Genomic DNA, 19,278 nt, shown 5'->3' with positions numbered 1-19,278 from the left:
CCATGCCCGACCTGGCCGACGGCGAGACGTTCGAGGTGAAGGGGTCCGGGGCGAAGCCGTATCAGCTCCGGAACGTCGGCGGGGTCTACTCCTGCACCTGCCCGGCGTGGCGGAACCAGTCCACGCCGATCGAGCGGCGGACGTGCAAGCACCTCCGCAAGCTCCGCGGGGACGTCGCCGAGGAGGCCCGCGTCGGCGCGGCGCGGCCGCAGAAGCCGGCCGCGGCCGACGGCGACGCCGCCGGCCCGCCGGTCCTACTCGCCGAGACGTGGGACAACGCCCGCGACCCCGCCGGGTGGTGGATGAGCGAGAAGCTCGACGGGGTCCGCGCGTACTGGGACGGCACGCAGTTCGTCTCCCGCCAGGGGAACCTCTACCACGCCCCGAACTGGTTCGTCGAGGGGCTCCCGGACGTGCCGCTCGACGGCGAACTGTGGGTCGCCCGGAAGGCGTTCCAGCGGACGGTCGGCATCGTCCGCCGGCAGGACAAGCCGGACACCTGGAAGGAGGTGCAGTTCCTGGTGTTCGACGCCCCGGCCGCGGGCGGGGCGTTCGAGGAGCGGGTCGCGTACCTCCGGGACGGCCTCGCCAAATGGAAGGCGGGGTTCGCGGCCCTCCACCCCCACGAGCTGTGCCGCGGCGTCGACCACCTGCGGGCCGAGCTGGCACGGGTCGAGGGGCTCGGCGGCGAGGGGCTGATGCTCCGCGAGCCGGGGTCGCGGTACGAGGCCGGGCGGTCGGGCACGCTGGTGAAGGTGAAGAGCTTCCGGGACGACGAGGCGGTCGTGGTCGGGCACGAGCCCGGGAAGGGGCGGCACGCCGGCCGGCTCGGGGCGCTGACGGTGCGGCTGGCCAGCGGCAAGGTCTTCAGCGTCGGGACCGGGTTCACGGACCGGGAGCGGCAGAGCCCCCCGCCGGTCGGGTCCACGATCACGTTCCGCTACCAGGAGCTGTCGGACGGGGGCGTCCCGCGGTTCCCGAGCTACGTCGGGCTCCGGGCTGACGGCGGGGTTCCCGCCGCCTCACCGCCGCCCGCGGACCCCGACCCGTTACCGGCCCCGCCGGTCGTGGCGTCTTCCCCTGGAGCGGCGAGGCGGTTGTTCGAGTTCACCGAAGCCGGCGCGGCGAAGTTCTGGGAGGTGTGGACCGACGGGGCGGACGTGACGACGCGGTGGGGGAAAATCGGCAGCGCCGGGCAGCAGAAGTCGAAGACGTTCCCAACGCCCGAGAAGGCCGCGGCCGCAGCCGACGGATTGATCGCGGAGAAGGTGGGCAAGGGGTACGCGGAACGACCGGGTGGTTGAGGCCCCTGGCGACCCACACCCGGCGTCCACAACCCGACCACGACTCGCCCCACACTCGAGGGCACGACCGCCGACTGGGAACGGCTCGCCGAGAAGGTTGAAGCGCTTCGGCCGTTCGATCTCGACTGGTGGCTGCCGCACCTGCGACCGATCTGCGGCCAGTTCGTCGCCGCCAGCCGCGGCGAGGTGGACCGCGACCACTGGCGGGCGGTCTGCAAGCTCCGCAGCCAGTACGGCGGGGACTTGATCAACGGCTGGGTCGCCAGGCACTTCCCATACCTCCGCTCCTTCGTCGGCGGCCCGGTCGCCCGCCACAACCCGATCTTCGAGACCGGCGAGGGCTTTCAGTCGCTCGTCGCCCCCCGGGTCTGTCCCACGTGCCGTTCGCCTGGGAGACAGCGTCGGCGTGCTGCTCGATCTCACCCGATTCCCGGAGGTCGGACAGCCGCGGCTTCCCACTCGCCCGCTCCTCGACCTGGCGGTTGAGCTGGCGGAGACAGATGATCGGCACCCCCGTCTGCCGGGCGACGTGCTTCAACCGGCGGGCGGCAGTGCCCACCTGCTGGACGCGGTTGTCCCTCGGGTTCTCGGCCTGGAGGAGTTGGAGGTAGTCCACCAGCCGCCGGTACACCCGGGGGGTGTAGAGGTCACCCGCTGGGGCAGATGGTCCTGGTTCGCTCCCTCCCGGCGGTACCGCTGGATGTACCAAATGAGCACGTCACGCCACGTCCCAGTGCCTCCCGCCGAATCATCGGGTCGGCAGACTCGGGGTACGGCAGTTCCCGGCGTAGATAGGTCGGGGCAGGCGACGAAGGCGACTTCGACCCCGGCCTCGCCCCGCTTCCGCCCGGCACACTGGATCACCACCTTCATACACCGCCCCTGCGTTCCGGCGTGGTCTGCACCCTCGGAACCCAGATCACATCGTGGGGTGGCGTGCCGAAGCCCCTGCGGTCCTCCTCGTCAAGGCTGGCGACCCAGGCCGAGAGGAAGGCGTCGAGCCGGTCGTGGGCCGAGCCGCTCCCCGGTCCAGACGGCCAGGGCGAGGGCCAGCACCAGGTCGACGTGGTCCCGCTCCCTCCAGGATTCGAACGACTCGTTGCGGTCCGCCGTCACCTTCACCCGGAACGACTCCAACTCCTTGGCCAGCACCTCCGCCAGCGGCAGCCCCGGGGCGATCTTCAGCCGCAGCGTCCCGAGCACCGCTTGCACCGCCCCGACCAGGTCCTTCTTCGGCACCCTCCCGTCCCCCATCCGGTGCGGTGCCCGGCCGTGATCGTCCACGGCGTCACCCGCGCCGCCACGCCGCCGCCCAAGAGCATGTCCGCCACAGCCCGCTCGACGCCATTCGCGTCCTCGAATACTCGCAGGCCCGCGGCGGGTTTGGTACGATCGGTTTGGATAACGCCAGACCGTACTGACGCAGGCACGCTACACGGAAGACTTGACTCCATGCCGTTCGACATCGATGCCCGAATCGCCGAGTGGCAGAAGAGCCTCCTCGACACCACCAAACGAAACCGGCTCGTCAAGTTCGCGACCGGACGCGGAGGCGGGGTCGAACTCCTACACCCCGCCGCCGACGCCCTCTGGCAGCGGCTCGTGGTCGAGGGGCGGCCGCTCACGTTCCCGTGGAAGCGGGATCTCCTCGGTCTGCCGGCGGACGCGATCGACGCCGAGCCCGACCGCCGAGACGAGCCCGGCGCTGACGCGAACCCTGCCACCGCCGGCCCGCCCGAGGAACCCGTCCCTGACGCACTTGCCGCTGCTCCCGACGCCGAGCCGCCGCGGACACTCCGCGAACTGACCGAGGAGTGCCGGGAGTCGGCCAGCCTCGGCCCCGACCATCTCCTCACCGACCTGTCCGACAAGAAGCTCGCCGGCACCCTCCTCCGCCTCCACCGCGCCGCGTCCGAGGCCGAGACCGACCACGGCATCGCCACCCTGTACGCCGCGTTCGGCTTTCTCCGCTGGTACGACAGCCCGGACAGCCGGGAGGAACTCCGCTCCCCGCTCGTCCTGGTCCCGGTCCGCCTTTCCCGCGAGTCGGTCGAGGCGGTCTGGACGCTCCAGGCGAGCGACGACGACCCGGCCCCCAACCACTGCCTCGCCGAGCTCCTGGCCGCCGACTTCCGGATCCGCCTCCCGGCCGGCGACCTCGACATCGACGGGGCGGACGGGCTGGCGGCGTATTTGGCCGCGGTCGCCGCCGCGGTCCGCGCTGACCCCCGATGGGGGGTGGTCGAGGCGGCGGCCCTGGGGGTGTTCAACTTCCAGAAGCTGGCAATGTGGGAGGACCTCAAGCAGAACGCCGATCGGGTGAAGGCCCACTCCCTGTGCCGGGCGATCGCCGGGGACGGGGCAGTCGAGCTCCGCCCGCCGCCCGGCCTGCCCGCGCCCGCCGACCTGGATGAGGCCGTCCCGCCGGATGCCGCGACCCACATCCTCGACGCCGACAGCAGCCAGCATGAGGCGATCGAGGCCGTCAAGCGCGGGGCCGACGTGGTCATCGACGGCCCGCCGGGGACGGGTAAGAGCCAGACCATCGCCAACTGCGTCGCCGAGCTCTTGGCGGCCGGCAAGACGGTCCTGTTCGTCAGCGAGAAGACGGCCGCGCTGGAGGTGGTGAAGCGGCGGCTGGACGCCCGCGGGCTCGGCGACTTCTGCCTCGAACTCCACAGCCACAAGACCAACAAGCGGGAGGTCGCGGCGGAGCTCGGGCGGTGCCTCGACCTCCCCCCGGAGCCGTACCGGGACGTGTCCGGCGAGCTGCGGCAGTTGGCCGACGACCGCCGCCGGCTGAACTCCTACGCGGCCGAGCTCCACCGCCCCCGGCCGCCGCTCGGCCTGTCCGCCTTCCAGGCCCACGGGGAGCTGGCCCGGCTCGCCGACCTGCCCGACCGGACCCGGTGGACGGACCCGGACGTCTCCGCCCGGGACGCCGACTTCTACCGCCGCGCGACCGAGGCGCTCGACGGGCTGACCCGCTGCCGGGCGGTCGTCGAGAACCCGGGGGCGCACCCGTGGCGGGGGTGCCGGCTGGCGGCCGTGACCCAGGCCGGGCTCGACGACGCCCGCTACCACCTCGGCCGGCTGGCGGCCGGGGCCGCCCGGCTGGCCGCGGGCACCACCCTCGCCGACCTCGCGGCCGGCGGCCCGGCCGACACCGTCGCCGGGTGGCAGGCCGCCGTCCGCGCCGCGCGGGCAATGCTGGCCGTGCCCCCGGTGCCGCCGACGTGGCTGGCGAGCGACCCGCGCGCCTCGGCGGCCGCCGCCCGCGCGCTCCACGCGGCCACTGCCCGGTGTCGGGCTCTGGGCGACTCACTCGGCGCGTTCGACCCGGCAGCGGTGCGGCGGCTGGAGCCGGCCCGTGCGGCCGCGCTCGCCGGTGGGGTCGCCGGGCCGCGAGACCGCCTCGTCGGCGGCGCGACGCTGCCGGCGCGCGAGCGGGCGGCGGCCGCGCGCGTCGCGGCGGACCGCCTGGCCGCCGCCCGCCCCGTACTCGACCGGATCGCGGACGCATACGCCCGGCTCCTGGCCGCGCTGCGGCTCCCCGCCCGCGTCGGCGCCGTCGGGCAGGCGCGGAAGTTCGCCCAGGTCGGGGCGGAGGTCGCCACCGGGCTGCCGATCCCGCCCGGCTGGTGGGACGCGGCCCGCCGGGCGGAGGTCCGCGCCGCGGCCGCGCGGGCGGCCGAGGAGGAGGCCGCGGCCGCGGCAATCCGGTCCCGGCTGGCGGCGACGTTCGCCCCGGAGGCGTTCGCCCCCGAGGCCGCGGCGGTCGCCTGCGACGCGCTCCACCGGGGCGGGTCGTTCTGGCGGCGGCTGTTCCCCGCGTGGGGGGCCGTGCGGGCAAAGGTCGCCGGGTGGTACGCCGGCACGGCCCCGGACCGGGCCGCGATACTGGCCGACCTCGGGGTGCTGACCGAATACCACCGCCGGGCGGGGTACGTCCGGCAGGTCGAGGCCGGGTACGCCGCCGAGCTCGCCACCGGCGCCGGCGGGCGGGCGGACTGGGCGGCCACGGCCGAAGGGCTGGCGGCGGCAGAGCGGTACGAGCGGTGGAAACTGCCGGCCGAGGCGCGGGCAGTCCTGGCGCCGGGCGGCGGGCTCGACCGGGCGGGGCTCGCGGCGGCGGCCGACGACCTACGGCGGGCCGACGCGGAGTTCCAGGCGGCGTGGACGGCCGTCACGGCCGCCTACGCCCCGGCCGACCCCGCGGCCGCGCTGGCCGCCACGGCCGCCGACCTGCGGGACCGACTCCGGGCGGAGGCGGCGGCGGTCGCGGCGGAGGCAGACGGGCTGGCGGAGCTGGTCGGGCTTCTCCGGGACGGCCGCGACCTGCCGCCCGGGGAGTGCATTCCCCGATCGGCCGAACTGGCCGAGCTGGCCGACCTCCGTCGCAGGCTCGCTGCGCTCGCGGCGGCGCTGGCCCTCGACGGGACGGCCGAGACGGTCGAGGCGACCGATTGGGGCGGGTTCGCGGCCACGGGCGAGGCGCTGGAACGGTTCCTGGCCGCGGCCGGGAGGCCGTCCCCGGCGGCGGCCGCGGCCCTCCCCGCTGGCCCGGCCCGCGACCGCCTCCGGGCTGCGGTCGAGGCGTCCGACGAGGCCGCCCGGGGCGGGTTCGAGGACGCCTGGGTGTACGTCGCCGGCACCCTGTTCCCGGCCGACGAGCCGGTGTCGGAGGGAGTCGTCCTGGCCTGTGCCGCGGTCCCAGACGTCGCCTGCTGGGCCGCCGCCCGGCTGTCCGACCTGACCCGGCTGGACGAGTGGGTGCGCTACCGGCAGGTCCGGCGGGACGCGGCCGCCCTGGGCGTCGAGGCGGTGGTGGACGAGGTTTGCCGGGGCGAGTTGGCACTCGACCGTGCGGCCGACGCCTTCCGCCGGCGGTTCCTCGGGCTGTGGCTGGACGCGGTGTACGCCCGGGTGCCCGCGCTCGCCGACTTCGCGGCCGACGACCACGACCTCCGGGTTGGGCGGTTCGGCCGGCTCGACCGACTGGCGGTCGAGGCCGCCCCGGCCCGGCTCCGGGCCGCGCTCCTGGCCCACCCGCGCCGGCCGCGCGCGGACGGGTCGGCCCCGGACACGTCCGAGCTCGGGGTGCTGCTGCGGGAGGGGAACAAGAAGCGGCGGCACCTCCCGGTCCGGCGGCTGTTCGCGGCCCTCCCGACGCTCCTCCCGCGGCTCAAGCCGTGCGTCATGATGAGCCCGCTGGCCGTCAGCACGTACCTCGGGGCGGCGGACCTGACGTTCGACGTGGTCATCTTCGACGAAGCCTCGCAGGTGCGGCCGCCCGACGCGGTCGGGGCGGTCTACCGCGGCCGGCAGTTGGTGGTCGCCGGCGACCCGCGGCAGCTCCCGCCGAGCGACTTCTTCGCCCGCGCGACGGCCGACGACCCGGACGCGGACGACGGCGCCGACGGCACGGCCGGGTTCGAGAGCCTGCTGAACGTGTGCCTGTCGCTCGGGCTCGTGCGCAAGCGGCTGCGGTGGCACTACCGGAGCCGGCGGGAGGGGCTGATCGCGTTCTCGAACCGGTACTTCTACGACGGCGGGCTGGTCACGTTCCCGGGCGCCGACGACGCCGCCGGGCCGGCCGTGCGGTTCGAGCGGGTGGCCGACGGCCGGTTCGAGGACGGGGTAAACGTGCCCGAGGCCCGGCGGGCGGCCGACCTGGTGGTCGAACACGCCCGCCGGCGGCCGGACGAAAGTCTGGGGGTGATCGCGTTCTCGCAGCGGCAGCAGAACCGCATCCTCGACGAGCTGGAGGCCCGCCGCCGCGCCCACCCCGAGCTGGAGGGGTTCTTCAAGGAGGACCGGCCGGACCGGTTCTTCGTGAAGAACCTGGAGAACGTCCAGGGGGACGAGCGGGACGTGATCCTCCTGTCGGTCGGGTACGGGCCGGACGCGGCCGGGAAGGTGGCGATGCGGTTCGGGCCGCTGAACCGCGACGGCGGGGAGCGGCGGCTGAACGTGGCCGTCACCCGCGCCCGGGCCGGGATGACGGTCGTGTCGTCGCTGGCCGCGACGGACATCGACCTGTCCCGCACTGGGGCGGAGGGGGCGCGGCTGCTGCGGGCGTTCCTCGACTACGCCGAGCGCGGGCCGACCGCCCTGGCGGAGGCGGTCACCTCGGCCGCGGCGGCCGGGTTCGACTCGCCGTTCGAGCGGGAGGTGTGCGAGGAGCTGCGGCGCCGGGGGCTGACCGTCCACCCGCAGGTCGGGTGCGGCGGGTTCAAGATCGACTTGGGGGTGGTGGACCGGGCGGGCGGGGGCCGGTACGTGCTCGGGGTGGAGTGCGACGGGGCGACGTACCACTCGTCGGCGACGGCCCGGGACCGGGACCGGCTGCGGCAGGCGGTGCTGGAGGGGCTGGGGTGGCGGCTGTGCCGGGTGTGGTCCACCGACTGGCTGCGGAACCGGGAGAAGCAGGTGCAGCGGGTGCTCGACGCCCTCGCCTCCGCGGCCGTTCCGGCCCCGCCCCCGGTCACCCCGCCCCCGCCGCCCGACCCGCCCACGCCGGTCACTCCCCCCGACCTTCCACCCGCGCCGCCGAGCCCGACCTACGCGAAGATCGACGACGTGCCGGAGTTGGTGGTCCGCACGACGGTCCTGGCCGTGGTCGAGGAGTACGGGGCGACGGAGGCAGGCGACCTGTGCCGGGCGGTGGCCCGCCGGCTGGGGTTCAAGCGGCTCGGGGGCCGGATCGAGGACCGGATCAAGGAGTCGCTGGACGCCCTGGCCCGGGAGCGGAAGCTAGAGCGCCGGGACGACGGCCGCTGGGGTGCCGCCGGTTGACGGGTCACAGCGGGCGGAGCGCAGCCCGTAATCAGATCCGTGTCGCCACCCGATCACCTGGCTGGGGGGTGCTACCGAACCAACGTTCCGGCCTCGAACCGATCGGCCCACCGGCAGATTTCGTCCACTACCCACTGCACCCGCGCCGCGACCTCACGGACTTCCGCGGTACTGCGGTCGGACGACTTTGCCCGCCCCGCGCGTGCCAGGTCGGCGACCCGCGACTGGAGGCTCAGCGCGAAATACTTGATCTCCGACCACTTGGCCGGCACGTTGGCAGCGTCCCCAGTCGCACCCCGGTCGCTCGCCACGCCGGCCCGTTCGGCCTCTCGGCGACGATGGGCAGTCGCATCTGGGTCTGGAGGTTGCGGCACCGCGGGGGAGCGGGTCGTTGCCCGGGTGCGTCCGTCCTTCCCCCGCGTCGCGGCCATCCGGGGAATTTCCCCAGTCCCCACTAGGCCTTAAACAAGCGAGACCTGGGCCGTCTGTTGAGGAGTCGCTCGCAATCCGATGAAGCGATATCCTCCCTGTCCGGAGCCCGCTCGGCTCCGCCTCGCGTGGCGATTCTCTCGTCGTCCACCCGCTTCTCCTTCCTGCGTGTCGCTCTCGGCGTGCTCGCGGATCGGGACATCCGGATCCCGACTTCGAGATGAGGCCCCTCACTCGCGGAGCCGCGACACCAGGCGGAAGAGTGTCATCAGGTGCGGGTTCCAGCCCAGCAGTCGCAACACCACCCGGCGGCCGGTCCGGAGCACCTGACACGGGATCGTCACGAAGGCGTTCACGAACGTCTTGAACTCCATCCGCAGCACCCGTGCCTTCTCCGCGCGGTGGTACTCCTGCCAGCGGCCCGGCGACTCCGGCAGCAGCAACGCCCACCACGCCTTCAACGTCCACGCCAGGGCCGTCATCACCATCCAGGCCCCGTTGCTGGTCAGGGCGTCCACCGGGGCGGTGAGGGCGTGGGTGCCGCCGTGCAACTGGGCCAGCAGGTTCTCCTGATGGCAGCGGTCGTTGGCCTCGAACACCACCTCCGCGGCGGTGAGGTCCCGATCGTTGGTGAGGTAGAAGAAGTACCGGACCTCGGGGAAAAGCACCTGCTCGCCCTTCTCACGCGAGATGTGCTTGCGGACCACGACCATGCGGAAGGTGTTGGTACACGCGGTCGGCTGGTAATCGAACGCGGTGACTTCTTCCGACTGCAACCTCAACACCTCGAAGTTCCGTTCGCGGACGATGCGGTCCTTCACGGCCTCGGGCCGCGTGCGTGGCCGCGTCTTCACCTCGTAACGCGGCGGGCGACGCAGCGACTGCCACGCCGAAGCCGGCACGTCCTCGGCTTTCACCTGGAGGTTGGCCCGGGCGTCGTACCCGAAGATGAAGCGGACCCACGGGAGGGCGTGCCAGCGGTCGAGGTGCTCGGTCTGCGAGAAGTCGGTGTCGCCGCGGAGGACGACGCGGCGGAAGCCGGCCTGCAGGCAGAGCAGGATGGCTCGATCGACCTGGGCGGCGGCTCCCTCGTGCGAGGGCCGGTTGCCGGGCCGGTTGACCAGTCGCAGCACCTCACCGGTCTCGGCCAGGCTCACGACGAGGGGGTGGTAGCCCCACGTGCCGTCGTAGGCGATGTCCATGCCGGCCTTGCAGGCCCCGGTGGTCGCGACGAGCGTGCCGTCCATGTCGAGCGTGGCGCGGTCGAGGAAGGACGCGGGCTGCTCGGCCCAGACGGCCCGCCGGGCCACGTCGATGGCGTCCTGAAGCGTGTCGAGGTCGGTGGGCGTGAAGCGTCGGCAGAAGTCGCCGGCGGTGGTCGGGTCGGGGATGCGTCGCGCCCCGAGGGCATCGAGGAAGGCGTCGTCGTTGCGGCGCAGGTCGATGTCCTGGAGACACGTCCCGTGGCACAGCGCGTTATAGGCGATGTTGAGGACGTGGTCGGACTCGTGGTAGGGGAGATGCACCTTGAGCAGGTGCAGGCGCGCGTCAATGGCCTGGGGTAGGCCGACCTTCTGGACGAGTGTGTGAAGGAGCCCGATGCCGCCGTGGGCAATGGCCCGGTCGCGGCGCGACACGTCGTAATCGATGGGGCGAGACGAGAGCACGGGGCGGTGGGTGGCGGTGTCGCGCGTCGTGTCGAGTCGGCGTTCGATCCGGGACTGGCGGGAGCGGAACCACGAGCGGAAGATGGGCTTCACTTGAACTCCTCGATGGATTCCGGGCGAAGGGGAAGCAGCTACTCCCACAAACCCCGGAAACGGCCGAGGATTTCAAGCTTTTTCAGAAGCAGGCCAATCGGCACGGCAGAGATCACGCTTCGTTAAGGCCTAATGGCATGTGTCCGCCGGACCCGGCCACGCCGGACGCGGTGCGCGGGCTGGACGACCTGCCGACCGGGACGGTCGAGGCGGTGCTCCGGACCCTGCCGCGGCGGGCCGGGGAGCGGGAACACCGCCTGCTGTACCTGGCCCGCTCGCTGCTCGACCTCGCCCCCGACGCCCCGGCCGCGTACTGGGCCGCGGCGGTGCGGTTCAGGTGGACGCGGGCCGCCCCGGTCATCTGCACGCCCGAGTGGGGAGCGACGTGGCGCGCGTTCGTCCGGGCGTGGGGGCGGTGCGACGTGTCGGTGTCCGCGTCCCGCCCGCTGGCGCTGATGGCGGAAGCCGCGGCGGCGGCCGGCGGCTCGCCGGCGGACCGGCTCCGGGCGGCGTGTGAGGCCATGGCCCGGGCGACCCCGGACGGTCAGTTTCACCTGTCCTGCAGGATGGCGGGGCAGGTCGCCGGGGTGTCGAAGACGACGGCGGCGAGACTGCTGGCCGGCCTCAACGAGGCCGGGTTCCTCGCCCTGGTAGTCCCGGGGACGCGGGGGGCCGAATCCCGCCGGGCGGCGGTGTACCGGCTCGACCGCGCGTCGCTCGCCGCCTTCAGACAGACGTGAGTATCACCGGGCTCGGGTGCTAGAGTTCTGGAAGGCGGCCGCACCGGCGGCTGACCGACCCGAACCCCGAGGGCAGACCATGGCACACCGTGGCCGAGACGCCGACGACCGGCTGGCGCTGGAGCTGGCCGCCGGGGCGACCGTCCGGGACGCCGCCGGGGCCACCGGCGTGGGGGAGCGGACCGCCCACCGCCGGCTCGCCGACCCGGCCTTCAAGGCGCGGGTGGTCGCGGCCCGGGGGGAGATGTTCGCGGCCGCCGCCGGGCGGCTCGCGGCGGGGCTGGGCGGGGCCGCCGACACCCTCCTCGGGCTGGTCGCCCACCCCGACCCGGGGGTCCGCCTGCGGGCGGCGGCGAAGGTGCTCGAGCTCGGGACGGAGTTGGGCGTGGTGGCCGACCTGCACCGGCAGGTGGACGAACTTGAGCGCGAGGCCGCCAGCCGCGCCGGCCGGTGATCGCAAGGAGGGGTCGAGGATCGAGACTTGCAGAACCTGACATTCGGCCCGCGAGCCGGACGTCGATTTCGATCAGGGCAACACCGGGCAGCAGGCGGGCGTCGCACGGTGGTAGCGAAGGTTAACGCCCCATGCGTTAGCAGGGCGTCGATTTCGTGGGGGAGGGGCCATGGCGGAGGGAACGGTCGAGGCCGCGGGTGGGCGGCTGGCCGCAGCGACCGTCGCCGCCGTGTGGCGGTTTGGGTGTGGTCGCTGACCCCGTGGTTGTCCGGGATGGAGACGAACTCAAACGACCCGTCCCCGAACAGCGGCCCCTGGATGCCGCCGCACCCGGCATCGACGCCTACCCGCAGGAGAACGACTTGCCTGCTCATACCGTGCAGCCCTTTCTCCGCACCGTCGTCGGGCATTTCGGCAGCTTCAACTCCGAGTGCGGCTTGCACGGCGGGCCGTGGACGCCGACCTTGAAGTTGGACTTCAGCCACTTGGCGAACGCCCCGACGAACTCCTCGCTGAAGTCGGCCCGGTGTCCCGGCCCGGCCTTCTCGAACGGGTGGTCCAGGTGCTTGCGGGGGATGTCCGAGATGTCGATGGCGTTGCGGCCAAAGTAGAAGAAGTGGTGGGAGATCAGGGCGAAGCGGTCCTTCACGGAGATGTCGAAGTCGGCATCAATCCGGTTGGCCGGTCATCCGTAGGGCCGTCCTGCCGGACGGCGGGGCACGCCGGCGGGCGCACATCCTGCTTGCCAGCCGCCCGGGAGTGCGCTAGTCGTCGGGTCATGATCATCGTCGTCGCCAACTCGAAGGGGGGTGTGGGCAAGTCCACCATCTCCGTCCACCTCGCCTGCTGGCTCGCCGCCCGGGGCGCAAAAGTCGTCCTCGCCGACTGCGACACCCAGGCGTCGAGCTCCGACTGGCTCGGCGAGGCCGCCCCCACCGTGCGGGGGGTGCGCATGACCTCGCCCGACCAGATCCTCGACAACCTGCCACAGCTCGCCCAGGAGGCCGACTTCGTCGTGGCCGACGGGCCGGGGAGTAACACCGAGACCAGCCGCGCGCTGCTGCTCCGCGCCGACCTCGCGATCGTGCCCGTCAAGGCGTCGATGCTGGAAGTCCGGGCGCTCTCCCAGGCGACCGGGGTGCTCCGCCAGGCCCAGGACATCCGCGCCGGGGCCCCGAAGGCGGTCGTGGTGCTGAGCATGGTCGGGCGGAACTACCGCCTGACCCAGGACATGAAGGACGCCGCGGCCGTGCTCGGCCTGCCGCTCGCCGACACCCCGCTGGTGCTCCGCCAGGTCTACGCCGACGCCCCCGGGCAGGGGGCGGTGGTCTGGACGCTCGGCACCCGCGGGCGGGAGGCCGCCGTCGAGATGGACGCGCTGTTCCGCGAGCTGCTGCCGGACGCCGTGCCGGCCCGGAAGTCCCGGGCGCTGGCCGACGCCTGACCGAACCGAAACCGTACCGAGGAGGGACGCCATGACCGACCGACGCAGCCTGGTAGACGCGATCGTCACCAAACCCCACCACGAGCGGGCCGCCGAGGCAGCGTTCGTGTTCAGCGGCAAGCCCCCGGCGACCCGGCCGGCCGCCCCGGCCCGCGCGCCGCTGACCACCCGCATCCGCGCCGACTACGCCGCGGCCCTCAAGCGGGCCAGCCTGGAGCGGCAGCTCGCCGGCGTCGAGCCGGCGACCGTGCAGGAGATGCTCGAGGAGGCCCTCGGGCCGTGGCTGAAGGCCAACGGCTACCTGCCGTAAAGCCGCCCAGTGCCGGATTCCCGCCCCGCCCCGAAGGTCACCCCCCGCCAGCGTAAGCTGATCGAGGCCGCGAGTGCCATCCGCACTGCCCGCCCGGCCGACATCGACTTCCTCCACACCATCCGGTGCCAGTGCGGCATCCCGTACACCAACCCCGGCGAGGACGTCCGGGCGTGGGAGCGGAAGCAGGGGCACGCGACGCTGCGCATCGAGGCCGGGGCCGCCATCGACCCCCGCTCCGGCAAGTTCGTCGAGGTCGGCCTGCCCTACGGGGAGAAGCCGCGGCTGGTGCTGATCCACCTGGCCAGCGAGGCCGTCCGCACGAAGAACCCGGTGGTGGACGTGGAGGGGTCGATGACCGCGTTCGCCCGCTCCCTCGGGCTGGACACCAACGGCCCGAGCCTGCGGCACTTGAAGGACCAGCTCGCCCGGCTGGCCGCCGCGACGGTCCGCATGGGGCTGGTGGAGGAGGGGCGGGCGGTGCAGGTGAACACCCAGATCGTGAGCGCGTTCGACCTGTGGTACCCGGCCGAGCCGGACCAGCGGGTGCTCTGGCCCAGCACGGTGCGCCTCTCGGAGGAATACTTCCAGAGCCTCTCCCGCCACGCCGTGCCCTTAGACCGCCGGGCGGTCGGGGCGCTCGCCACGGCCAGCGCGCATAACTGGGCAATCTGGGGGGCATTGCGCGAGGGGCCGCATCGGCGTACACCAGGGCCTGGGGCCGGGGCCGTCGGGCCACACGACCGTCGGGGGCATCCCGGCACCGCCCCGCTCACCGAGGGGCCACCGGCATGGCGACCACGAGGGTCAACGTCGAAGCCATCGGCTCCTACTTCGAGTCGTTGTCCGACCCCCGGCACGTCCGCAACCGGAAGCACCTCCTGGTTGACGTCGTGGTGATCGCCGTGTGCGGCCTGGTGTGCGGGTGCGACGGCCCGACCGCCATCCACCGGTGGGCCGCCAACCGCCGGGATTGGCTCGACGAGTTCCTCACGCTGCCCAACGGCGTCCCCTCACGGGATTGCATCCGCCGGGTGCTGATCGCCCTCCAGCCCGAGGCTTTCCAGCGCTGCTTCCAGGAGTGGATCGCCGACGCCCTGGCACCCGACGGGGGCGGCCCCGGCCGCCTGGTCGCCATCGACGGCAAGACGCTCCGGCGGTCCCACGATGCGGCCAACGGGCTGGGTCCGCTGCACGTCGTCAGCGCCTGGGCGAGCGAGCACGGGGTCGCGTTGGGCCAGGTCGCGACCGAGGAGAAGTCGAACGAGATCACTGCCATCCCCGTCCTGCTGAAGCAGATCGAGCTCGCCAGGGCCGTGGTCACGATCGACGCGATGGGGTGCCAGAAGGACGTCGCGCGGGACGTCGTGGCCGGCGGCGGGGACTTCGTGATCGCCGTGAAGGACAACCAGCCGAAGCTCGCCGAGGCCATCGGGTCGGTCGTCGAGAAGCACCTGGACGGCGAACTGGAGGCACGCAAGCGCCGGCGCCACGAGACCGACGAGCGTGGGCACGGCCGGCGTGACGAGCGGTTCTACTTCGTGGCCCAGGTGCCGCCGGATTTTGCGGCCCGAGCGGAGTGGCCGTGGGTCAAGGCCGTTGGCACGGCGGTGCGGGTCACCACGCACGCCGACGGGACCCAGAGCGACGAGGTGCGGTACTACATGCTGAGCCGGTTCCTGAGCGGCAAACGCTTCGGGGCGGCGGTTCGGGCGCACTGGGGCATCGAGTCGATGCACTGGGTCTTGGACGTGACGTTCCGCGAGGACGAGAGCCGGACGCGCGAGCGGGTGCTGGCGAACAACTTGAGTTGGCTCCGGCGGTTCGCCGTCACGCTACTGAAGCGGCATCCCATCAAGGACAGCATCCGGGGGAAGATGATTCGCTGCCTGATGAATACACAGTTCCTCGACGAAGTCCTGACATTACCAGCAGTCTGATACGCGCTGACCGTGGGGCGCTCGCCACCTCGTCGCTGGCGCTCGACGTGTACGTGTGGCTCGCCCAGCGGCTGCACCGGGTGCAGCCGGGCCGGCCGCAGCTCGTCCCCTGGGCGAACCTGCACGACCAGTTCGGCCAGGGCTACGCCCGGGTCCGCGACTTCCGGGCGAAGTTCCTGGAGACGCTCCGGCAGGTGACGGCCGTCTACCCGGACGCGCGGCTGACCGCCGACGAGCAGGGGGTGACCCTGGAGCACAGCCCGCCGCCGGTGAGCGGCAAGAGCGAGCCCTTGCTCCTCGCATAGGGCGCAATCGCACGGAAACGGCACTTACAGAGGCGAAGTAGGGTCAGGTGCTGGGCGTGGTGCCGGAAGGGGTGAATTCTCTTCCCAGCCCCATCCCCGTGCGAAACCGGAAAGGCGAGGGGACGGAGGTAACCTCCTCACCCCCTGCATGCGATGCGGACGGGCGGTTATCCCCAGGCGGCGGGGTTGTCCCCGTGATCCACAGGATTCGGGCCGCTACCTATAGGTAAGAGTTATAGGTATACATATAGGTTTGCGCGACCAACTTCACGTTGGCCGACCGAGGAAATCCGACACCCGAGCGCGACCAACTTCACGTGCCCCGCGCGACCAAGTTCACGTGGACAACTTCCGGGGCGCGACCAAGTTCACGTGGATAAGTCGTGTGTCAGTGGACCGACTGACTGCTACACGGTGTTGCCCACCAGGTCATGGAGCAGATCAAACAGCTCGGAGTCGTCCGGTTCGGGCCACCCCCCCGGGGTCTTACAGTCGAAGGTCGCGGCGAGCAAGCGCTCCGGGTCCTCTCCCAAGACGCGTAACAGGTCGGGGGCACGCCGGCCCAGCACGGATCCGCCTGCCTCGAGTTCAGCCCGGGCAGCGGCCAGGTCGTCGTTCCGTGCGTGATAGCACGCGCGAAACAGGCGAGACTCGAACTCGCAAGCGGTGAAGGGCACGACGGGGTGGCGCTTAGACGCGAGTCCGGTCAGAATCGTCGACGAGGCGTCAAACCCCGCCTCCCAGTCACGACTCCCGGCCGCCTTGCGAAGGTCCGCCAACAGGTCCAGTTCCAGGTCGTAATCGTGGCCCGTCGCCAGCTCGAGGAAGTGCAGGGCCACGCGGTAGCGGTCCTCAGCGCCGGCGGCCTGGACGAGGGCGGCTCGGACGGCGTCGGCCCGGGTGGCCAGGGCGCTGGGCTTGATCACGAACAACGCGCCGTGGCCGACGGCCGGCTTGATGGTGCTGTCGGCCGACCAGTCGAACACCGCCTTCGCGCTTGTGTAATCCCCGGCGAGCGAGCAGAGTACCCCGGTCAACAGCAGGGCCACGGGGTACTCGCCGTTCGACCTCATCCGCCCGAAGAGGAGACGCAGGTCCCGCAGGATCGCGACGTAGGCGGCAAGGGCGGCGTCTAGGTCGCCCTCGGCAACGAGTCGGCGCGCCCGAAACGCCTTATTTTCCAGCAACAGCTCGGACGCAGGGGCATCCCCCCCACCCACAATCCACCCGCCGTCGCGCAAGTCGGTCAGCAGGTAGAGCCGGCCGAGGGCGGCCTCGGCCACGCGGACGAGGTCCCGCTTCCCGTGCAGGTTCTGGTAGGCCACGGCCAGTTCGCTCAGCAGGTACGCGAGTTTCGAGCCGGGCACCAGCTCTTCGCCCAACTGCATGACCGCCCCCCGCACGTACAGCCAAGTGTTGACCGGGTGATCCCGAACGAGGTCGGAGAGGCCAAGAAAACGCATGGCCCCTGCGACCAGCTCTACCCGCTCGGCAAACTCGTCCCGGCTAACCTCGCCGCGGGTCAAAGGCGTCAGGACCGACCGGTGCGCGGCGCAGTCGCCCACGTACAGGCTCCGCAGTTCCAGCCGGACACGCTGGCCCGCGAGCGGCGAGTGGGCCTCCATCAGTCGGCTGGCGACCAGGTACAGGGCGTCGTTGTGCTCCCGTCCGGGAAGGATTTCCGCGAGCACGCTGTCGAACAAGTCTTCGGTCAGCGCCGAGGCGTGACAGACCCGCCCGAGTTCCACCAACTCGTCGGCCCAGACGAGCCGGACGACCCGGTCCCAAAGCTCCCTCAGTTTGGCCGTTTCCGAGTCACCGGGCGTCGGTCCCATCGGTCTCGCTCCCAGCATTGACGGCGGCGTTCAGCCGGGGGCAGAACGCGACGTGGAACGCCCTGTCGGACGTGACGTCGTACCGGCCCCCTGGGGCGTCGTGCGCGGCCGCCCCGAGCCGGAACCGGACGATGCAGTTCTCGCTTCCCGGCCCGCCCCTGACCTCGAGCCGGAAGTGCTCCGCGGCACCAGGCCCGACCGCGTAGACGGGACGGCGGTCACAAGTCAGCTCGTAGTAGTCGGTGTCTCCGGTCAGGGCCACCTCGAACGTCGGCGGCTCGAGCAGCGGCAGCCACTCATTCCACGCCATCTCCTCGCCGACGTCAAACCGCTCCTCGACGAACAGGTACAAGGAGTCGATGAAGCACTCGCGGTCGGACCCGTTGTACACGTGGAAGTCGATGGTCAGGCCGTTCGCGGCGATCACCGGGTGGCGGGAGGCGAACGGCCGCCGCGGGGTGAGACCCCGCCGCGCGTGGTACGGGGTGAGCTTGCCGGAGATGTCCTCACCCATCGGGTCCGTCGCGAACGGCCACGGGCTGAACGTCATCAGGAACTCGTCATTGTCGAACCGGTTGGTGACGAACCGCAGCGGTCCGCCGTCCGCCTCGCGCCCGCGGGCGACCGGCTGGGCGGGCGGGCTGCTGCTCCGCCCGCGAGAACGGTCCGTCGACCCCCGACAGCACGCGGGGGCTGGACGTAAGGCGTAACTCAGAGGGGGCTTACCCTCGCGGCTGCCACCCGGGGTCTTGGCCACACCGGGGATCCGTCGGGTGAGGACGAGTGGCCGCTCGATCTGTTCCGTCTCCGCGGCCGCTTTTAGGAACGTGTTGACATACCGCGACACCAGTTCGGGGAACCCCTCGTACCCCCGTACCCAGCCGGGGAAGGTTTGCACGCTGGGCTCATCTTGCAACAGCAACTCGTGCAACCGCAGCGCGACGTGGTAGTCGTCGTGATTTTCGGCCGCGCGAACCAGGACCCGGTCGACCCGCCCCCCCCACTCGGCGACGGCGTCCTTGGTGACAAACAAGAGGTCAGGGTGATGGGTGTGTTCAAAACACAGGTCGATCGACGCGACCGCGAACAGTCTCCGATGCGGGTTGTAACAGTCGTGCTTGACCAGTCTTCCGGCGATCTCATCCGTCGCGAGGTGTTTAAGCGCTCTGGCCAGCACGCGGGTCGTTTCGTTCACCGAAGTCTCCCTGAGGTGCGTTCCAACAAGTCGTTCCACAGCTCTCGTCCAAAAACTCCTCGATGGAACTCGATGGAAACCCATGTGGGCGAAGAACTTAGCATCCCAGACGGAGAGTGCGGCGGGTAAAGTTTCGATGTCGGCGGTCGGGCCCCGCCAGCGGTCGGCGGGAAAGTCCCGACAAGTGTACCGACACCCGGGCGACACCGCAAACAGTAGACGCCCGGCCACCTAATTCGGCGCGACCGGCGCCGCACACGAAAGGGGAAAAGCTATGTTCTTGTTCAAATGGTTTGGGCAAAACCACGGGAACGATCATGTGGAGGAGATCCCCCACATGGTGGCCAACGAGTCGCTCCGCTCACGGCTCTTTTGGCTCGTCGTTGCGGCGACCATCATGTGCTGCACCAGCAAGGGGCTCACGACCGCGTTCGAGGCGATGGGCCGTATGGAACAGGAGCCGGCCCTCAACGACCGGTGGGTGGGCGACGAGGGGCGGGTCGTGGTGGACATTACGTCCGGGGGCGGCGGGCAGCACCGGCTGTGCTACCGGGGCGGGGACTTCGATCTGAAGCCCGGCACCGCTGACGAAGGGACGCTGATCTCGGCCGAGGTCTGGTCCCGGAAGAACAAAATCAAGGTCGGGTCAGCGGCCATCACGCGGATGCCCGGCCGGCCGAGCGACCTCCGTCTGACCCTGACGTTCGACGACGGCAACGGCGGCGGCGATTTCCACCTGAAACGCAGCTAACCGCAACGATTAA

Annotated in this window: 17 protein-coding genes and 2 pseudogenes; 11 read left to right on the top strand and 8 right to left on the bottom strand. The window is 71.8% G+C overall.

Translation table 11 applies throughout. From position 1 onward, the window contains the following. Window positions 1-2: 2 nt before the first annotated feature. Entirely contained in the window at window positions 3-1,304 is a 1,302-nt protein-coding gene (locus tag ETAA1_RS18920) for a DNA ligase (protein WP_145241187.1), read from the top strand. Window positions 1,305-1,367: 63 nt separating this feature from the next. Further along, window positions 1,368-1,577, top strand: a pseudogene (locus ETAA1_RS33885) (DUF4419 domain-containing protein); the annotation flags it as partial. Here the strand turns inward: ETAA1_RS33885 and ETAA1_RS33880 are convergent. Both ETAA1_RS33880 and ETAA1_RS18905 read right to left on the bottom strand, forming a co-directional pair. Beyond that, window positions 1,552-1,920: a DnaB-like helicase C-terminal domain-containing protein gene (locus ETAA1_RS33880; RefSeq protein WP_390621220.1), complete on the bottom strand. Its 369-nt coding sequence runs from the start codon at window positions 1,918-1,920 to the stop codon at window positions 1,552-1,554. The pseudogene ETAA1_RS33885 and the gene ETAA1_RS33880 sit on opposite strands and share 26 nt — an antisense overlap. Window positions 1,921-2,267: 347 nt before the next feature. Next, window positions 2,268-2,543 carry a hypothetical protein gene (locus ETAA1_RS18905; RefSeq protein WP_145241183.1) on the bottom strand — a complete coding sequence of 92 codons (276 nt, stop codon included), beginning with the start codon at window positions 2,541-2,543 and terminating at the stop codon, window positions 2,268-2,270. Between the two features lie 213 nt (window positions 2,544-2,756). Here ETAA1_RS18905 and ETAA1_RS18900 point away from each other — a divergent pair, with 213 nt between their 5' ends. Then, the gene (locus ETAA1_RS18900) at window positions 2,757-8,102 is read left to right on the top strand and encodes a DUF4011 domain-containing protein (RefSeq protein WP_202920241.1); all 5,346 of its coding nucleotides are present in this window, start codon (window positions 2,757-2,759) and stop codon (window positions 8,100-8,102) included. 71 nt (window positions 8,103-8,173) lie between these two features. Here ETAA1_RS18900 and ETAA1_RS18895 read toward each other — a convergent pair whose 3' ends face one another. Beyond that, window positions 8,174-8,413, bottom strand: coding sequence for a hypothetical protein (locus ETAA1_RS18895; RefSeq protein ID WP_145241179.1), 240 nt, complete (start codon window positions 8,411-8,413; stop codon window positions 8,174-8,176). Window positions 8,414-8,761: 348 nt separating this feature from the next. Continuing rightward, a complete protein-coding gene (locus ETAA1_RS18890) occupies window positions 8,762-10,291 on the bottom strand; it encodes an IS1380 family transposase (RefSeq protein ID WP_202920240.1) in 1,530 nt (509 codons plus the stop codon). Window positions 10,292-10,428: 137 nt separating this feature from the next. Between ETAA1_RS18890 and ETAA1_RS18885 the strand changes: the two genes are divergently transcribed. Both ETAA1_RS18885 and ETAA1_RS18880 read left to right on the top strand, forming a co-directional pair. Beyond that, entirely contained in the window at window positions 10,429-11,031 is a 603-nt protein-coding gene (locus tag ETAA1_RS18885; RefSeq protein WP_145241175.1) for a hypothetical protein, read from the top strand. Window positions 11,032-11,110: 79 nt separating this feature from the next. After that, window positions 11,111-11,485, top strand: coding sequence for a hypothetical protein (locus ETAA1_RS18880; protein ID WP_145241173.1), 375 nt, complete (start codon window positions 11,111-11,113; stop codon window positions 11,483-11,485). 260 nt (window positions 11,486-11,745) lie between these two features. Here ETAA1_RS18880 and ETAA1_RS33875 read toward each other — a convergent pair. Next, window positions 11,746-11,859 (bottom strand): annotated as a pseudogene (locus ETAA1_RS33875) (Nmad3 family putative nucleotide modification protein); the annotation flags it as partial. Next, a complete protein-coding gene (locus ETAA1_RS18875) occupies window positions 11,856-12,134 on the bottom strand; it encodes an Nmad2 family putative nucleotide modification protein (protein WP_145241171.1) in 279 nt (92 codons plus the stop codon). The gene ETAA1_RS18875 and the pseudogene ETAA1_RS33875, both read right to left, overlap by 4 nt. 129 nt (window positions 12,135-12,263) lie before the next feature. On the opposite strand from ETAA1_RS18875, the gene ETAA1_RS18870 reads away from it, so the two are divergent. From ETAA1_RS18870 to ETAA1_RS18850, 5 genes are read left to right on the top strand one after another with little or no spacing between them, the layout of a single operon-like run. Then, window positions 12,264-12,929: a ParA family protein gene (locus ETAA1_RS18870; protein WP_145241169.1), complete on the top strand. Its 666-nt coding sequence runs from the start codon at window positions 12,264-12,266 to the stop codon at window positions 12,927-12,929. A 31-nt stretch (window positions 12,930-12,960) separates the two neighbouring features. Then, complete coding sequence (locus ETAA1_RS18865) at window positions 12,961-13,239, top strand: hypothetical protein (RefSeq protein ID WP_145241167.1); 279 nt, start codon at window positions 12,961-12,963, stop codon at window positions 13,237-13,239. Between the two features lie 9 nt (window positions 13,240-13,248). Beyond that, entirely contained in the window at window positions 13,249-14,139 is an 891-nt protein-coding gene (locus ETAA1_RS18860; protein ID WP_145241165.1) for a replication protein RepA, read from the top strand. Then, window positions 14,031-15,179, top strand: coding sequence for an ISAs1 family transposase (locus ETAA1_RS18855; RefSeq protein WP_145241163.1), 1,149 nt, complete (start codon window positions 14,031-14,033; stop codon window positions 15,177-15,179). Before ETAA1_RS18860 ends, ETAA1_RS18855 begins: the two co-directional genes overlap by 109 nt. Window positions 15,180-15,226: 47 nt before the next feature. Next, window positions 15,227-15,484 (top strand): hypothetical protein, encoded by a 258-nt coding sequence (locus ETAA1_RS18850; RefSeq protein ID WP_202920239.1) that lies wholly within the window; start codon window positions 15,227-15,229, stop codon window positions 15,482-15,484. A gap of 407 nt (window positions 15,485-15,891) precedes the next feature. Here ETAA1_RS18850 and ETAA1_RS18845 read toward each other — a convergent pair whose 3' ends face one another. Beyond that, window positions 15,892-17,319, bottom strand: a complete 1,428-nt coding sequence (locus ETAA1_RS18845) for a hypothetical protein (protein ID WP_145241159.1) — start codon at window positions 17,317-17,319, stop codon at window positions 15,892-15,894. Next, window positions 17,300-18,352 (bottom strand): hypothetical protein, encoded by a 1,053-nt coding sequence (locus ETAA1_RS18840; protein ID WP_145241157.1) that lies wholly within the window; start codon window positions 18,350-18,352, stop codon window positions 17,300-17,302. Before ETAA1_RS18840 ends, ETAA1_RS18845 begins: the two co-directional genes overlap by 20 nt. Before the next feature lie 499 nt (window positions 18,353-18,851). On the opposite strand from ETAA1_RS18840, the gene ETAA1_RS18835 reads away from it, so the two are divergent. Beyond that, on the top strand, window positions 18,852-19,265 hold the full coding sequence (locus tag ETAA1_RS18835) for a hypothetical protein (RefSeq protein WP_145241156.1): 414 nt from the start codon (window positions 18,852-18,854) through the stop codon (window positions 19,263-19,265). Window positions 19,266-19,278 lie beyond the last annotated feature (13 nt).

The organism is Urbifossiella limnaea (assembly GCF_007747215.1).
In the GTDB taxonomy this organism is placed as follows: Bacteria; Planctomycetota; Planctomycetia; order Gemmatales; family Gemmataceae; genus Urbifossiella; species Urbifossiella limnaea.
This window is presented reverse-complemented; position numbering and strand designations above follow the sequence as displayed.

Bases quoted from the DNA above. Each gene is read 5' to 3' on its own strand.
- ETAA1_RS18920 (WP_145241187.1), top strand. From the start codon at position 3: ATGCCCGACCTGGCCGACGGCGAGACGTTCGAGGTGAAGGGGTCCGGG.
- ETAA1_RS18900 (WP_202920241.1), top strand. From the start codon at position 2,757: ATGCCGTTCGACATCGATGCCCGAATCGCCGAGTGGCAGAAGAGCCTC.
- ETAA1_RS18885 (WP_145241175.1), top strand. From the start codon at position 10,429: ATGTGTCCGCCGGACCCGGCCACGCCGGACGCGGTGCGCGGGCTGGAC.
- ETAA1_RS18880 (WP_145241173.1), top strand. From the start codon at position 11,111: ATGGCACACCGTGGCCGAGACGCCGACGACCGGCTGGCGCTGGAGCTG.
- ETAA1_RS18870 (WP_145241169.1), top strand. From the start codon at position 12,264: ATGATCATCGTCGTCGCCAACTCGAAGGGGGGTGTGGGCAAGTCCACC.
- ETAA1_RS18865 (WP_145241167.1), top strand. From the start codon at position 12,961: ATGACCGACCGACGCAGCCTGGTAGACGCGATCGTCACCAAACCCCAC.
- ETAA1_RS18855 (WP_145241163.1), top strand. From the start codon at position 14,031: ATGGCGACCACGAGGGTCAACGTCGAAGCCATCGGCTCCTACTTCGAG.
- ETAA1_RS18845 (WP_145241159.1), bottom strand. From the start codon at position 17,319: ATGGGACCGACGCCCGGTGACTCGGAAACGGCCAAACTGAGGGAGCTT.
- ETAA1_RS18835 (WP_145241156.1), top strand. From the start codon at position 18,852: ATGGTGGCCAACGAGTCGCTCCGCTCACGGCTCTTTTGGCTCGTCGTT.